This is a genomic window from Pantoea sp. Z09 (assembly GCF_022394795.1).
Lineage (GTDB): Bacteria > Pseudomonadota > Gammaproteobacteria > Enterobacterales > Enterobacteriaceae > Pantoea > Pantoea latae.
In genome coordinates, this window is sequence record NZ_CP092373.1 from 1,250,042 (window position 1) to 1,265,846 (window position 15,805).

General features: G+C 58.3%; 14 protein-coding genes and 1 riboswitch. Of the genes, 5 read left to right on the forward strand and 9 right to left on the reverse strand.

Features of this window, described 5'->3' with window-relative positions:
* Positions 1-45 precede the first annotated feature (45 nt).
* Together mglA and mglC are read left to right on the forward strand one after the other, a co-directional pair.
* Positions 46-1,566: a galactose/methyl galactoside ABC transporter ATP-binding protein MglA gene (mglA, locus tag MC269_RS06005; protein ID WP_081140449.1), complete on the forward strand. Its 1,521-nt coding sequence runs from the start codon at positions 46-48 to the stop codon at positions 1,564-1,566.
* Between the two features lie 19 nt (positions 1,567-1,585).
* Positions 1,586-2,596: a galactose/methyl galactoside ABC transporter permease MglC gene (mglC, locus tag MC269_RS06010; RefSeq protein ID WP_239954426.1), complete on the forward strand. Its 1,011-nt coding sequence runs from the start codon at positions 1,586-1,588 to the stop codon at positions 2,594-2,596.
* Positions 2,597-2,826: 230 nt separating this feature from the next.
* Here mglC and sanA read toward each other — a convergent pair whose 3' ends face one another.
* The 6 genes from sanA to metG all read right to left on the reverse strand — a co-directional run bounded on the left by sanA (position 2,827) and on the right by metG (position 9,914).
* Positions 2,827-3,546: an outer membrane permeability protein SanA gene (gene sanA / locus MC269_RS06015; RefSeq protein WP_081140451.1), complete on the reverse strand. Its 720-nt coding sequence runs from the start codon at positions 3,544-3,546 to the stop codon at positions 2,827-2,829.
* A 135-nt stretch (positions 3,547-3,681) separates the two neighbouring features.
* The gene (locus tag MC269_RS06020) at positions 3,682-5,379 is read right to left on the reverse strand and encodes an NAD-dependent malic enzyme (RefSeq protein ID WP_239954428.1); all 1,698 of its coding nucleotides are present in this window, start codon (positions 5,377-5,379) and stop codon (positions 3,682-3,684) included.
* A gap of 155 nt (positions 5,380-5,534) precedes the next feature.
* Positions 5,535-6,425, reverse strand: coding sequence for a cytidine deaminase (gene cdd / locus MC269_RS06025; protein ID WP_239954430.1), 891 nt, complete (start codon positions 6,423-6,425; stop codon positions 5,535-5,537).
* Positions 6,426-6,544: 119 nt separating this feature from the next.
* A complete protein-coding gene (locus tag MC269_RS06030) occupies positions 6,545-7,237 on the reverse strand; it encodes a CidB/LrgB family autolysis modulator (RefSeq protein ID WP_239954431.1) in 693 nt (230 codons plus the stop codon).
* The gene (locus MC269_RS06035; RefSeq protein ID WP_239954432.1) at positions 7,230-7,619 is read right to left on the reverse strand and encodes a CidA/LrgA family protein; all 390 of its coding nucleotides are present in this window, start codon (positions 7,617-7,619) and stop codon (positions 7,230-7,232) included. Before MC269_RS06035 ends, MC269_RS06030 begins: the two co-directional genes overlap by 8 nt.
* Positions 7,620-7,883: 264 nt before the next feature.
* Positions 7,884-9,914, reverse strand: a complete 2,031-nt coding sequence (metG, locus tag MC269_RS06040) for a methionine--tRNA ligase (protein ID WP_239954433.1) — start codon at positions 9,912-9,914, stop codon at positions 7,884-7,886.
* A gap of 163 nt (positions 9,915-10,077) precedes the next feature.
* Between metG and apbC the strand changes: the two genes are divergently transcribed.
* The gene (apbC, locus tag MC269_RS06045; RefSeq protein WP_081140457.1) at positions 10,078-11,190 is read left to right on the forward strand and encodes an iron-sulfur cluster carrier protein ApbC; all 1,113 of its coding nucleotides are present in this window, start codon (positions 10,078-10,080) and stop codon (positions 11,188-11,190) included.
* Positions 11,191-11,213: 23 nt separating this feature from the next.
* Here the strand turns inward: apbC and MC269_RS06050 are convergent, their stop codons facing one another.
* Positions 11,214-11,642, reverse strand: a complete 429-nt coding sequence (locus MC269_RS06050) for a GNAT family N-acetyltransferase (RefSeq protein WP_239954434.1) — start codon at positions 11,640-11,642, stop codon at positions 11,214-11,216.
* Positions 11,643-11,891: 249 nt separating this feature from the next.
* Between MC269_RS06050 and ahpC the strand changes: the two genes are divergently transcribed.
* Together ahpC and ahpF are read left to right on the forward strand one after the other, a co-directional pair.
* Complete coding sequence (ahpC, locus tag MC269_RS06055) at positions 11,892-12,455, forward strand: alkyl hydroperoxide reductase subunit C (RefSeq protein ID WP_033750273.1); 564 nt, start codon at positions 11,892-11,894, stop codon at positions 12,453-12,455.
* A 71-nt stretch (positions 12,456-12,526) separates the two neighbouring features.
* Entirely contained in the window at positions 12,527-14,095 is a 1,569-nt protein-coding gene (gene ahpF, locus MC269_RS06060) for an alkyl hydroperoxide reductase subunit F (protein WP_239954435.1), read from the forward strand.
* 54 nt (positions 14,096-14,149) lie between these two features.
* Here ahpF and MC269_RS06065 read toward each other — a convergent pair whose 3' ends face one another.
* On the reverse strand, positions 14,150-15,109 hold the full coding sequence (locus MC269_RS06065) for an AEC family transporter (RefSeq protein ID WP_239954436.1): 960 nt from the start codon (positions 15,107-15,109) through the stop codon (positions 14,150-14,152).
* Between the two features lie 76 nt (positions 15,110-15,185).
* Positions 15,186-15,383: a hypothetical protein gene (locus tag MC269_RS06070; RefSeq protein WP_239954437.1), complete on the reverse strand. Its 198-nt coding sequence runs from the start codon at positions 15,381-15,383 to the stop codon at positions 15,186-15,188.
* Between the two features lie 245 nt (positions 15,384-15,628).
* Positions 15,629-15,725, forward strand: a riboswitch (TPP riboswitch).
* Positions 15,726-15,805 lie beyond the last annotated feature (80 nt).

The window sequence follows — 15,805 nt, forward strand, 5'->3', positions numbered from 1 at the left end:
CGCCCCGTTTTGACGTGACCAACGCTTTTTTTAGCCAGGTAAATTATGGCCAGTGATAATCCGACCGCGCAGCGTGAATATCTGCTGGAAATGACGAATGTGTCGAAATCATTTCCAGGGGTTAAAGCCTTAGATAATGTGAATTTAAAAGTGCGGCCTCACTCCGTTCATGCATTGATGGGTGAAAACGGCGCCGGTAAATCGACATTATTGAAATGCCTGTTTGGTATTTATAAAAAAGATACGGGGAGCATCCTGTTTCAGGGTGAGGAAATCGATTTTAAAAGTTCGAAAGAGGCGCTGGAAAACGGCGTTTCAATGGTGCATCAGGAGCTGAACCTGGTGTTGCAGCGCACCGTGATGGACAATATGTGGCTGGGGCGCTACCCGCGCAAAGGCCCGTTTGTCGATCAGGATAAAATGTATCGCGACACCAAAGCGATATTTGACGAGCTGGATATCGATATCGATCCGCGCGACAAAGTGGCGACGCTTTCGGTTTCGCAGATGCAGATGATCGAGATCGCCAAGGCTTTCTCCTACGACGCCAAAATCGTGATTATGGACGAGCCGACCTCGTCGCTGACCGAAAAAGAGGTGAACCATCTGTTCACCATTATTCGCAAGCTGAAAGATCGCGGCTGCGGCATTGTTTATATCTCGCACAAGATGGAAGAGATTTTCCAGCTGTGCGATGAGATTACCATTCTGCGCGACGGACAGTGGATCGCCACCCAGCCGCTGGAAGGGCTGGATATGGATAAGATCATCGCCATGATGGTCGGCCGCTCCCTGAACCAGCGCTTTCCCGACAAAACCAACGTGCCGGGCGAAACCATTCTTGAGGTGCGCAACTTAACCTCGCTGCGTCAGCCGTCGATTCGTGACGTCTCGTTCGATCTGCGTAAAGGGGAGATTCTGGGCATTGCCGGGCTGGTGGGCGCCAAGCGTACCGATATCGTTGAAACCCTGTTCGGGATCCGCGAGAAGGTGAGCGGCACCATTAAGCTGCACGGTAAGGCGATCAATAACCACAGCGCCAACGAAGCGATTAACCACGGTTTCGCGCTGGTAACCGAAGAGCGCCGCTCCACCGGGATTTACGCGTTCCTGGATATCGGATTTAACTCGTTAATCTCCAATATCAAGAAGTACAAAAACAATATCGGCCTGCTCGATAATAAGCGGATGAAAAGCGACACCCAGTGGGTGATCGACGCCATGCGCGTGAAAACGCCGGGCCACCATACGCAAATTGGATCGCTTTCGGGCGGCAACCAGCAAAAGGTGATTATCGGCCGCTGGTTACTGACTCAGCCTGAAATACTGATGCTGGACGAACCGACGCGCGGCATTGACGTCGGAGCGAAATTCGAAATTTACCAGCTGATTTCCGAGCTGGCGAAGAAAGAGAAGGGCATCATTATTATCTCCTCCGAGATGCCGGAGCTGTTGGGCATTACCGATCGTATTCTGGTAATGAGCAACGGCCAGGTAGCGGGCATTGTAGATACCAAGACAACCACGCAGAACGAAATATTGCGTTTAGCGTCATTACACCTTTAATGAAGCAAGGGCTGTTAACATGAAAGCGACTACTAAAAAGAATGCGCTAACCTGGCTGAAAGAGGGCGGCATTTATGTCGTTCTGCTGGTTTTGCTGGCAATTATTATTTTCCAGGATCCGACGTTTTTAAGCCTGATGAACCTGAGTAATATTCTTACCCAGTCTTCGGTGCGTATAATTATCGCGCTGGGCGTGGCGGGGCTGATTGTGACGCAGGGCACCGACCTGTCGGCCGGTCGTCAGGTGGGTCTGGCGGCGGTGGTAGCGGCGACGCTGCTGCAGTCGATGGAGAACGCCAATAAGGTGTTTCCGACGCTGGATACCGTGCCGATTCCGGTGGTGATTCTGGTGGTGTGCGTGATCGGCGGCCTGATCGGTCTGCTGAACGGCCTGATTATCGCCTACCTCAAGGTGACGCCGTTTATTACCACGCTCGGCACCATGATTATCGTTTACGGCATTAACTCGCTCTATTACGATTTTGTCGGTGCCTCGCCGATTGCCGGGTTTGACAGCGGCTTCTCGAAGTTCGCCCAGGGCTTCCTGCGCTTTGGCGACTTCAAGCTGTCGTTTATTACCTTCTACGCGATTGCCGCCATTATTTTCGTCTGGATCCTGTGGAACAAGACCCGCTTTGGTAAGAATATTTTTGCTATCGGCGGCAACCCGGAAGCGGCGAAAGTGTCTGGCGTTAACGTCAACTTCAACCTGATTCTGATCTATGCGCTCTCTGGCGTGTTTTACGCCTTCGGCGGCATGCTGGAAGCGGGCCGTATCGGCAGCGCCACCAACAACCTCGGCTTTATGTATGAGCTGGACGCCATTGCGGCGTGCGTGGTGGGCGGCGTCTCCTTTGCCGGCGGCGTAGGAACGGTGGCAGGCGTAGTGACCGGCGTGCTTATCTTTACGGTGATCAACTACGGTCTGACCTATATCGGCGTGAACCCTTACTGGCAGTACATTATCAAGGGCGGCATTATTATCTTCGCCGTGGCGCTGGATTCGCTGAAGTATTCGCGTAAGAAGTAAGTCAAAGAGACGTAAAAAAGAGCGACCTTCGGGTCGCTCTTTTTATTTGAGAGCGCTCGTGGTGTGTGCAGAAGCGGCGCGGGCGACAGGGGCTGTTACGCAAAGTCGCTCAAGGCATCCTTGCTCGCTCGGCCCGCGACATCCCTGTCGCGGGACGCTTTGCTCCACAGCCCCTGTCGCCCACTTAGCAAACTTTTGCGCTGCCTGAATGAAACGGCGGGCTGCTCTTTCTATTTCCGCGCTTTCTGCTCGCTTTCCAGCAGCTGCTCCGGTGTCACCGCCGGATAACTCTGCGCATCTTCCGGCACCTGATGCACCGCCGGGATCGGCACCAGCGGGCCGAGAAAACGCGGCTCGCGCTTCATTACAAACAGATCGGCCAGCGCGCCGAGCCGGGCGCCCACCTCGCGGAAGCGCACGCTCAGCATATTCTTCGGCGACGGCACCGCGTAGCACTGTGCCTGAATCCCCATATGCAGAGCAATAAACAACGCGCGCTCGCAGTGAAAACGCTGCGTGATGATGATGAAGTCGTTGGTGTCGAACACCTTGCGCGTGCGCACGATAGAGTCAAGGGTGCGGAAACCGGCGTAGTCCAGCACGATATCCTGCGGATCGACGCCGGCTTTAATCAGATCGCGGCGCATGGTCATGGGTTCGTTATAGCTACTCATGGCGTTGTCGCCGCTCAGCAGCAGATAGTTCACCTTGCCGCTGTTATAGGCGTTGAGCGCGCCCTGAATGCGATAGAGGTAGTACTGGTTATAGACGCCGGTGCGGTAATATTTCGCCGTGCCCAGCACCACGCCAACCTGACGATGCGGCAGCGAGGCGACATCTTCATAAATATAGGGCGCGGTTTTCCAGCTGATCCAGCGATCCAGGCCGAGCGCGGTCGCCACCACCAGTAAGATGATGAATAAAAGACCAATAAAGACGCGTTTCAACATACGCGTGGGCGCTCGGGGTCAGGGAAAATCGGTGCATCAAGGCTACTTGAGGACCTGCGTCGAAGCAAGTTAACGCCGGTTGGCTGATGGCTTTTTGCGCAGCGGCCGGGCCAGAGACGGCCCGGCGCGCTGTGATTAGATAGAGGTGCGACGATAGTGGCGATACTGCGGCAGCCAGAAATTGCTGGCGACCGCCTGCGACAGCACGTCTTCCGAGGTGACCACCGCCACGCCCGCCAGCTGCGCGGCTTTGCCGACTTCCATGGCGATGATCTTCGACACGCCCTGGATATCTTTGATCTCCGGCAGCACCGGACCTTCGCCTTCGTTCACCAGCGGCGAACAGTCGGCCAGCGCGCGGCTTGCCGTCATCAGCATGGAGTCGGTGACGCGCGTTGCGCCCGCGGCGATCACACCGAGGCCGATGCCCGGGAAGATATAGGAGTTGTTGCACTGAGCAATTGGGTAGATTTTGCCTTTCCAGCTCACCGGCGAGAAGGGGCTGCCGGTGGCAACCAGCGCTGCGCCGTCTGTCCAGGCGATGATATCCGCAGGCGTCGCTTCCACGCGCGAGGTCGGGTTAGAGAGCGGCATCACGATAGGACGCGGGCAGTGCTTGTGCATCTCGCGGATAATCTCTTCGGTAAAGAGGCCCGGCTGGCCGGAGACGCCGATGAGAATATCGGGACGCGCGTTGCGCACCACGTCGAGCAGCGAAATTGAATCGCTGGCGGTGTCCCAGGTTTTCAGATTTTCGCTCTTCTGCACCAGCTTGCTCTGGAAGTCGAGCAGGTTCGGCAGCTTGTCGGTCAGCAGGCCGAAGCGGTCCACCATCAGCACGCGGGCGCGCGCCTCTTCGTCGCTTAATCCTTCCGACTTCATCTGCGCGATAATCTGCTCGGCGATGCCGCATCCGGCGGAGCCTGCGCCGAGGAACACCACTTTTTGCTCGCACAGGCGGCTGCCTGCGGCGCGGCTGGCGGCGATCAGCGTGCCGACGGTGACGGCGGCGGTGCCCTGAATGTCGTCGTTAAAGCAGCAGATTTCGTCACGGTAGCGCTGCAGCAGCGGCATGGCGTTTTTCTGCGCGAAGTCTTCAAACTGCAGCAGCACGTTCGGCCAGCGGCGTTTTACCGCCTGGATAAAGTCGTTGACGAAGGCATCATACTCTTCGCCGGTGATGCGCGGATGACGCCAGCCCATATAGAGCGGGTCGTTGAGCAGCTGCTGGTTGTTGGTGCCGGCGTCCAGCACCACCGGCAGCGTATAGGCCGGCGAAATGCCGCCGCAGGCGGTATAGAGGGAGAGTTTGCCGATGGGAATGCCCATGCCGCCGATGCCCAAATCGCCGAGGCCGAGGATACGCTCGCCGTCGGTCACCACGATCACCTTCACGTTCTGCTTGGTGGCGTTTTGCAGCATATCTTCAATGCGATCGCGGTTGGGATAGGAGATAAACACGCCGCGCGCGCGACGGTAGATCTCAGAGAAGTGTTCACAGGCTGCGCCGACGGTCGGGGTGTAGATAATCGGCATCATCTCTTCGAGATGGTTGTCGAGCAGGCGGTAGAAAAGGGTTTCGTTGGTGTCCTGAATGTTGCGCAGGTAGACGTGCTTATCGTTATTGTTTTTAAAGTCCTGGAACTGACGCCAGGCGCGTTCTGCCTGCTCTTCAATGCTCTCGACCGCTTCAGGCAGCAGGCCGTTGAGGTTAAATTCGTTGCGCTCTTCCAGCGAGAAGGCGCTGCCTTTATTCAGTAGGGGAAATTCCAGCAGGATCGGGCCAGCGTAGGGGATGTACAGCGGACGCTTACTTTCGTACTCATGTTCCATGAATTGATGCTCCGGTTGCGGTGTTGTCTGGCAAAGCTCAGACGCCAGTCGTTCTTTTTTTGTGTTGCTGGCGCACGATCCTATGAAATTTCTCGCCGATGTACAGCTTTTGTAAATAAAAGATATTGTAAGTGTTTAAAAGCGTGTGCCGTGCCTCAGGCTTTGCGCAGCGTGACGCGTGTGAGCCGATCGCATCCCAGAGCGGCCAGAGTCGCCTGGGTGGCGGCAAACTGATCCAGCGTGGCGTTCTCCACTTCGGCCAGCGCGGCGGCTGCGATGTTTTCGCAGGCTTCGCCCTGCATATTGAGCAGGATCAGCGCGGCCTGCAGCGGCGGCAGGCTGGGGTTGAAAGCAGCGTTCTCGGCGTAGCGTCCGGTGACCAGCGCGCCCGTCGTGGTGCGCAGCGCAATGCCGCTGTGCGAGCCGCTGTAGGGCGCGTGGCTCTGATTGGCCGCCTCTGTTGCCGCCTGCGCCAGCGCGTCGCCCTGCGCCTGATAGCCGTGATCCACCTTATCCATCAGCAGGGTGGTGATGTTGAGATCGCGCGGGCCGAAGGCGTCCGGCAGATAGTCGCCCAGCGTGCTGACGCTGCGGCCGGGCAGGCTGATGCGCAGATCGGTGCCGCTGTTCAGCTCGTTCATAAACTGGCGACAGTGGCCGCACGGCGTGTAGTTGACGGTAACGATCTCCAGACGGCGTTCGCCGCGCAGCCAGGCGTGCGCGATAGCGCTCTGTTCGGCGTGCACCGTTTGCTGCATTGCCACGCCCGCGAACTCCATATTGGCGCCGAAATACCAGTGGCCGCTCACGCCGCGCGCCACGGCACCGACGTTGAAGCGCGACACCGGCGCGACCGCGCAGGCCGCTGCCAGCGGCAGTAGCGCCAGCGCGAGGGCATCGGCGTCCAGCTGAGTTTGCTGCATCAGCGATGCGACCTGCTCCGGCGTCAGCGCCGCCTGAAACTGCGCGTCGTCAAGCACCGGACGCAGCGCGCTTTGCAGAGCATCAGGCAGCGCCTCGAAGGCGGAGGTGAAACGTGGATGCATGATAGCCTCGTTAATATCAGGCGGCCGATTGCCGCCAGAGGGGTTATATGTGATCTGTATCGCTCTGACAATGCAACAGATTTGCATCGTTTCAACTTTGCGAGATCTCTCGCAAAGTTTTAGCCGATCGCGTGCAGCAGCAGCGGAAAAATAAAGGGCGCCAGCAGCGAGGTGATAATGCCGCACAGCACCAGCGCCAGCGAGCTAAACGCGCCTTCCTGGTAGTCCACTTCCGCCGCGCGCGCCGTGCCGAGCGCATGCGACGCGTTGCCGATCGCCAGGCCGCGCGCCGCGCGGGTTTTGATCCCCAGCAGGTTGAGCAGCATATGGCCGAACACCGCGCCGAGCACGCCGGCGATCAGCACGCAGATGGCGCTAATGGCGGGAATGCCGTGCAGCGAGGCGGAGACCGCCATGGCGATCGGCGTGGTGACCGATTTCGGCAAAATGGTGGCGGCGATTTCCGGCGTCGCGCCCATCCACAGCGCGATAGCGGTGCCGGAGACCATCGCGGTCAGGCTGCCAATAAAGCAGACGCCGATCAGCGATTTCCAGCGCGCGCGGATTTGATGCATCTGCTCGTAGAGCGGCAGCGCCAGCGCGACCACCGCCGGCTGCAGCAGCTGGTTGAGGATCTGGCTGCCGGCGAAGTAGCGCGCGTAGGGGATGTGCAGCACCAGCAGCAGCGGAATAATGATTGCCATCGCCACCAGCAGCGGATTGAGGATCGAAATTTTCAGCTTCGCCGCCATGCGACGCGCCAGCATAAAGGCACCGACGCTCAGCGGCAGCGACCACCAGATATCACTCACTCGGCTTCTCCCGCACGCTGCGCGTATGAATTTTATGGGCACTCCAGCCGACAATCGTCAGTACCAGAAAGGTACTCACCACCACCGAGACCACAATGGGGCCGAACTGCGCGCTCAGCACGTCGGTGTAGCTCATGATGCCGACGCTGATCGGCACAAACAGCAGCGCCATGTAGCGGATCAGCAGATGGCAGCCTGGCTTGACCCAGTCGACGGGAAGGATTTGCGTCGCCAGCAGGGCAAACAGCGTCAGCATGCCAAGGATGCTGCCGGGGATCGCAATGGGCAGCACGACGGCAAGGGCGTTGCCGGCATAGAGGCAGAGGTAGATGATGACGAAGGCGCGCACATAGCGCCAGCACAGAGACAGCACGGTGGGCATAGCAGGCTCCTGGTTTCACTGCACAACATCATACGCGACACGGGATAAAAAAGGGCGACATTGCTGTCGCCCTTGATGACCGCAGAGAAGCTTGCGAGCGGGTGGCATGGACCGAAGAGCAAAGCGTCCTGCGCCAGGGATGGCGCAGGCCGAGCTGGCAGGGATGCCGTCTTTTGCGTCTTTGCGATCGGTCCATGCCACCCGCGACGGGCACATTGCCCTGGCCTTTAGGGCGACAAATTTGTTGCCCTAAAGCCAGTCCCCTTACTTAACCGGCATGCCCGGCTGCGCGCCGCTGTCGACGGAGAGCACAAACAGATCTTTCCCGCCCGGACCCGCTGACAGCACCATGCCTTCCGACACGCCGAAACGCATCTTACGCGGCGCGAGGTTGGCAACGATAATCGTCATCTTGCCGATCAGCACCGAGGGATCCGGATAGGCGGCGCGGATACCGGAAAAAATCTGGCGCTTCTCGCCGCCCAGATCGAGCTGCAGACGCAGCAGCTTATCGGAGCCTTCCACCAGCTCGGCGTGCTCGATCAGCGCCACGCGCATATCGACTTTGGCGAAGTCGTCAATGGTAATGGTGTCGCCAATCGGCGCGTCCGCCAGCGGACCGGTTGCCGGCTGGCTGGCCGCGGCGGCATCTTCTTTCGACGCTTCAATCAGCGCGTTGATTTTGGTCATTTCGATACGTCCATAAAGCGCTTTAAACGGCGCGACCTGATGATTAAGCAGCGGCTGCGCAATGGCGTCCCAGCGCAGTTCGCTGTTGAGGAACGCCTCGGCGCGCTCGCTCAGCGTCGGCAGCACCGGCTTCAGCCAGGTCATCAGCACGCGGAACAGGTTGATGCCCATTGAGCAGATCGCCTGCAGATCGGCGTCGCGACCCTCTTCCTTCGCCACCACCCACGGCGCCTGCTCGTCTACATAGCGGTTGGCCAGATCGGCCAGCGCCATGATTTCGCGAATGGCGCGGTTATACTCGCGGCTCGCCCAGGCGTCGCCAATCTTCTCGGAGGCGTCGACAAAGGTCTGATAGAGCGCCGGATCCGCCAGTTCAGCCGACAGCTGGCCGTTAAAGCGCTTGGTCAGGAAGCCAGCGTTGCGCGACGCCAGGTTCACCACCTTATTGACGATGTCGGCGTTCACGCGCTGCACGAAATCTTCCAGGTTAAGGTCGATATCGTCGATGCGCGAAGAGAGCTTGGCGGCGTAGTAGTAGCGCAGGCTGTCGGCGTCCAGATGCTGCAGCCAGGTGCTCGCCTTAATAAAGGTGCCGCGCGATTTAGACATCTTGGCGCCGTTCACCGTCACATAGCCGTGCACGAACAGATTGTTGGGCTTGCGGAAGTCGCTGCCTTCCAGCATCGCCGGCCAGAACAGGCTGTGGAAGTAGACGATATCCTTGCCGATAAAGTGGTACAGCTCGGTGGTGGAATCCTTCTTCCAGAACTCGTCGAAATCGAGATCGCCGCGCTTGTCGCACAGGTTCTTGAACGCGCCCATATAGCCGATTGGCGCGTCGAGCCAGACGTAAAAATATTTGCCCGGCGCATCAGGGATCTCGAAGCCGAAGTAGGGGGCGTCGCGCGAGATATCCCACTGCTGCAGGCCAGACTCGAACCACTCCTGCATTTTGTTCGCCACCTGCTCCTGCAGCGCGCCGGAGCGCGTCCAGGCTTGAAGCATGGCGCTGAACGATGGCAGATCAAAGAAGAAGTGCTCAGAGTCGCGCATCACCGGCGTCGCACCGGAGACCACCGACTTCGGCTCAATCAGCTCGGTCGGGCTGTAGGTCGCGCCGCACACTTCACAGTTGTCGCCGTACTGATCCGGCGATTTGCATTTCGGGCAGGTGCCTTTCACGAAACGGTCCGGCAGGAACATGCCTTTTTCCGGGTCGTAAAGCTGAGAAATCGTGCGGTTTTTAATAAAACCGTTCTCTTTCAGGCGCGTGTAAATCAGCTCCGACAGCACGCGGTTCTCGTCGCTGTGCGTCGAGTGGTAGTTGTCGTAGCTGATATTGAACCCGGCGAAATCGACCTGATGTTCCTGACTCATGTCGGCGATCATCTGCTCCGGCGAAATGCCCAGCTGCTGCGCTTTCAGCATGATCGGCGTGCCGTGCGCGTCGTCGGCGCAGATGAAATAGACCTGATTGCCACGCATTCGCTGGTAACGCACCCAAATGTCTGCCTGGATATGCTCGAGCATGTGGCCGAGATGGATCGATCCGTTTGCGTACGGCAGGGCGCACGTTACCATTATTTTTTTCGCGACTTGAGTCATAGTTTGCGTAGCTTTCTGTTGATTGAAAAAACGGGCTTAGATGGTAACTCATGCCCTGGCGGGCGTAAACACAAGGGCGGTCTGGCGTCGACCGCGGCGACATCTGATATGATTGTTGTGTTACCGCTGAACCCAGCGACAGAGAAAATAACAAGGAGTGGGGATGACAGCACAATCCCGGACATCACATTCACCTGAAGCCTTGCGCGCCGTGGTTATGGGCGTGCTCAGCGGCTTCCGGCATCCGACCCTCGAGCGTAATCTTACCGCGCTGAAAGCGCTGCATCACGTGGCGCTGCTGGACGGCAAACTGCATATCGACCTCACGATGCCGTTCGCCTGGGCGAGCGCCTTTGAAGAGTTGAAGGCGCAGGCCAGCGCCGAACTGCTGCGCCTGACCGGCGCCGAGGCGATCGACTGGCGGCTGCGACACGATATCGCCACGCTGAAGCGCGTCAAGGGCCAGCCTGGCGTGAACGGCGTGAAAAACATCATCGCCGTCAGCTCCGGCAAAGGCGGCGTCGGCAAGTCGAGCACCGCAGTAAATATGGCGCTGGCGCTGGCGGCGGAAGGGGCGCGCGTCGGCATTCTCGACGCGGATATCTACGGCCCGTCGGTGCCGAATATGCTCGGCACCGAGCATGAGCGTCCCACCTCGCCCGACGGCACCCATATGGCGCCGATTATGGCGCACGGCCTCGCCACCAACTCCATCGGCTATCTGGTGACCGACGATAACGCCATGGTGTGGCGCGGCCCGATGGCGAGCAAAGCGCTGATGCAGCTGCTCAACGAGACGCTGTGGCCCGATCTCGACTACCTGGTGCTCGACATGCCGCCCGGCACCGGCGACATTCAGCTGACGCTGGCGCAAAGCGTGCCGGTCACCGGCGCTATCGTGGTCACCACGCCGCAGGATATCGCGCTAATCGACGCGCGCAAGGGCATGGTGATGTTCGAGAAGGTCAACGTGCCGGTGCTGGGCGTGGTGGAGAACATGAGCCTGCATATCTGCAGCCACTGCGGCTTCCATGAGCCGATCTTCGGCACCGGCGGCGCAGAAAAGCTGGTGGCGGATTATCAGACGCAGCTGCTGGCGCAGCTGCCGCTGCATATTAACCTGCGCGAAGATCTGGATGACGGCGAACCCACGGTAATCCGCCGTCCGGAAAGCGAGTTTACCGCGCTCTATCGCCAGCTGGCGGGCCGCGTTGCGGCGCGTCTCTACTGGCAGGGCGAGGTGATCCCCGGCGACATCGCCTTCCGCGCGCTGTAAGCCTGCGCACCGCTGGCGTCCTCTCAGGACGTCAGCGGAAAGTGCATCAGCACATATTTTCCCTGCTCGCTCTCGCCCTGGGCGATAATTTTCCAGCCGTGCTTCAAATAGAACGCCTGCGCCGCCTTGTTCTGCAATAAACACTTCAGCGCGCCGGTGCTGGAAAAACGTGCCTGAACCTTTTCCAGCAGCGCGCTGCCGACGCCGCGTCCCTGCCAGGCGGGATCGACATAGAGGCTGTGCAGAAAGTTGTCGTTTTCCAGCACTCCGGCGAACCCGACGCGATGGCCCTCCAGCTCCGCCACCCAGACGGTTTCTCCCAGAATCACCGCGTCGAAATCCTCCAGCTGCCAGTGACTGCTGTCGAGCCAGCGCCAGTTATGACGACGCGCGGCCAGAAACAGGGTTCTCAGAAATGGACGATCGGCTTCGGTATACGAACGAATCTGCACGGATAAACTCCCTCAACACCTTTTCTACAAAATTAGCAGTTCTTCCATGAAAAGATAAACGGCGTTAAATCAAAGTGCTTTGCGTGTTTAATCAGGAAGCTTTGCGTGTAGAATGCCCAGGCGGCGTCAATAGCGGTGCGGTTTGCCGCGTTTGATAGCTTTCGTTTATCTGATTGATAACGACTGCGTATTAGAAGTTGGCCCGAAAATTTTGTAACGTAGATCACATCTTTTAGCGGAGGACTTCAAATGTCTATCATTAACACCAAAATCAAACCGTTCAAAAACGCTGCATTTAAAAACGGCGAGTTCATCGACGTAACTGAGAAAGACGTTGAAGGTAAATGGAGTGTTTTCTTCTTTTATCCAGCTGACTTCACCTTTGTTTGCCCGACCGAGCTGGGCGACGTGGCTGACCACTACGAAGAATTCCAGAAACTGGGCGTAGATATCTACTCTGTTTCTACCGACACCCACTTTACCCACAAAGCCTGGCACGGTTCTTCTGAAACCATCGCGAAAATCCAGTATGCGATGATCGGCGACCCGACTGGCGCGCTGACCCGCAACTTCGAAATCATGCGCGAAGCAGAAGGTCTGGCTGACCGCGGCACCTTCATCGTTGACCCGGAAGGCATCATCCAGGCAATCGAAATCACCGCTGAAGGTATCGGCCGCGACGCGTCTGACCTGCTGCGTAAAGTGAAAGCGGCACAGTACGTTGCTTCTCACCCAGGCGAAGTGTGCCCGGCTAAATGGAAAGAAGGCGACGCTACTCTGGCTCCGTCTCTGGACCTGGTTGGCAAAATCTAATTTCGACCCGGTTTTTCGATCTTTCTCTATCGGGTGCTGCGGCACCCGATTTCTTCTGACAGGAACTCACTATGCTCGACACCAATTTAAAAACCCAGCTCAAGGCCTACCTTGAGAAATTAACCAGGCCTGTTGAGTTAATCGCCACCCTGGACGATGGCGCCAAATCAGCGGAAATTCGCGATTTGCTGGCAGATATCGCCAGCCTGTCTGAAAAAGTCAGCTTCCGCGAAGAGAACGATCGTCCGGTGCGTAAACCCTCATTCCTGATCACCAACCCTGGCTCACACAGCGGCCCGCGCTTTGCCGGTTCGCCGATGGGTCATGAGTTCACCTCACTGGTGCTGGCGCTGCTGCAGACCGGCGGTCATCCGTCGAAAGAGACGCAGAGCCTGCTGGACCAGGTTGCGGCGCTGGATAGCGACCTGCATTTCGAAACCTATTACTCGCTGTCATGCCACAACTGTCCTGACGTAGTGCAGGCGTTGAACCTGATGGCGATCATCAACCCGCGCGTCTCGCACACGGCGATTGACGGCGGCATGTTCCAGAACGAGATCACCGAGCGCAATGTGATGGGCGTGCCGGCGGTTTACCTGAACGGCAAAGAGTTCGGTCAGGGCCGCATGAGCCTCGCTGAGATCGTCGGCAAGGTCGACACCAATGCAGAGAAACGCGCGGCGGAAGAGCTGAACAAGCGCGACGCCTATGAAGTGCTGATTGTCGGCAGCGGCCCGGCGGGCGCGGCGGCGGCCATCTACTCGGCGCGTAAGGGCATCCGTACCGGCCTGATGGGCGAGCGTTTCGGCGGCCAGGTGCTCGACACCGTGGATATCGAAAACTACATCTCCGTGCAGAAAACCGAAGGCGCGAAGCTGGCTGGCTCGCTGCGCGCCCACGTTGACGACTACGACGTTGACGTGATTGACACCCAGAGCGCCATCAAGCTGATCCCGGCGGCGAAAGCGGGTGGCCTGCACGCCATTGAAACCGCCTCAGGCGCGGTGCTGAAATCACGCAGCATTATCATCGCCACCGGCGCGCGCTGGCGCAACATGGGCGTACCGGGCGAAGAGCAGTATCGCACCAAGGGCGTGACCTACTGCCCGCACTGCGACGGCCCGCTGTTTAAAGGCAAGCGCGTCGCGGTCATTGGCGGCGGCAACTCCGGCGTGGAAGCGGCTATCGACCTGGCGGGTATCGTCGAGCACGTCACCCTGCTGGAGTTCGCGGGCGAAATGCGCGCCGATCAGGTGCTGCAGAACAAACTGCGCAGCCTGAAAAACGTTGACGTGATCCTGAACGCGCAGACCACCGAAGTGAAAGGCGACGGCAGCAAAGTCACCGGCCTGGCCTATATCGATCGCAACAACCAGACGGCGCACGATATCGCGCTGAGCGGTATCTTCGTGCAGATTGGCCTGCTGCCGAACACCACCTGGCTGGAAGGCGCAGTCGAGCGCAATAAAGTGGGCGAGATCCTGATTGACGCCAAATGCGAAACCAGCCTGAAAGGCGTGTTCGCGGCGGGCGACTGCACTACGGTGCCGTACAAGCAGATCATCATCGCCAGCGGCGAAGGCGCCAAAGCCTCGCTGAGCGCCTTTGACTATCTGATCCGCACTAAACCGGCTGAATAAGTTTTTGCGATAGCCACGCAACTGCCCCGGGACCGCTGTCTCGGGGCTTTTTTTTTAGTAGCCCGCCAGCGACATCAGCATCATCCATATCGGCGTCGTCACCGCCGCGAAGAGCGTGGAAAGAAGCATGCTCGCCGCCGCCGGCCCGGTCAGCACGTTGAACTTCTGCGACATCAGGTAGACGTTAACGCCGACCGCCATCGAACCCAGCAGCACCACTACCCGACTCTCCAGCGGCGGCAGACGCACCAGCCAGGCGATAGCCCAGATGGTCATCGGCTGCAAAATCAGCTTCAGCAAACAGATGGTATAGCTTGCGCGTAGCCCGTCGCGCACGCGGTAATGCGCGAGGCTCATGCCGAGCGTCACCAGCGACAGCGGCGCGGCGATAGAGCCAAGCATGCGCAGCGGTTCAGCGGCGATGGCCGGCAGCGGCTGTTTCAAAAAGCTCCACGCGGTGCCGCTAAGGATGCCGATAATCAGCGGATTTTTCGCCACGCTGAGCAGGGTGCGCCCGATGCCCTGCAGCGAAAAGCTGCCCTGTTTCGCCCACTCCACCGAAAGAGTCAGTAGCGTCCAGAGGATCAGGCTATTGAATACCAGCACCAGCGCCACCGACGGCAGCGCCTGCGGACCAAGCAGCACCGTCGCTACTGGAATGCCCAGCATCACGTTATTGGAAAAGATGCCGCCAAGGGCGAAAACCGTGCCCGCGACGCCGTCGAGCTTAAACAGCCGCGCGCCCAGGATGCGGCCAAGGATGAAAATCAGCAGGCAACTGCCGAAAAAGGCCAGCAGCAGCCGCACATCCACCGGCGGGCTTTTATAGAAGTCGCTCATTACGCGGAACAGCATGCAGGGCAGGGCGACGTTGAACACAAAGCGGTTCATACCTTCGCTAATAGAAATCGGCCATTTGCCGATACGCGTCAGGGCGTAACCAAGAAGAATTAAAATAAACAGCGGAGCGGAAAGGTAAATCTGATGGGTAAGCGTATCAAGCAAGCTGGGCATGGCGCGTCTGTTATCTGCATCAGGTTACATCAGCCTAACATGTTGTTGCCAAAAGCGTCACCCAGCAGCGCAGCGTTTATCCCAGCCAGCGTCGCGCCTGCGCGTCGCTGATATCGCTGTAGTAGACGCGATGGAGAGTTTCGTCGCAGGTGCGGCAGCGGGCAGAGATAAAGGTGGAAAAATAGCATCTGCCGTTGGGCGCCACGGCGTTGGCGCGCGAGATATGAATGTCCTGCCAGCGGTGGCGGTGCGGAATAAACGGAAAAAACTTCATGGTGCGTCCCTGATGGCGATAGCAAGTGGATAAGGGTACGTAACGCGATGAAATGCTGTGATTATTTTTAATGGGTCAGGCAGGTGGGGTTTGCGCAGCTGATGAAAAGTAAACCCGCAGCATTAAGTCCTTTTTTCGGCGGTGACGGCTTGATCGAGATCATGCGGAACCGTGCTAACTGGTAATACCTCTTAAGAGGTAGGCGTATTGCTTTCGCCAGGCGCCTCTCTTATGCTGCTGACGTAACATTCGACTCGGGGTGCCCTTCTTTGTGAAGGCTGAGAAATACCCGTAATACCTGATCTGGATAATGCCAGCGTAGGGCCGCCGTCAAAGAAGTAAATGTAACCCGTTTTTAGTAAAAACAACGGGTTACTTATCTCTCGTTGCTCTCGAAATTTTACCGAGGTCAATTGAGGGTG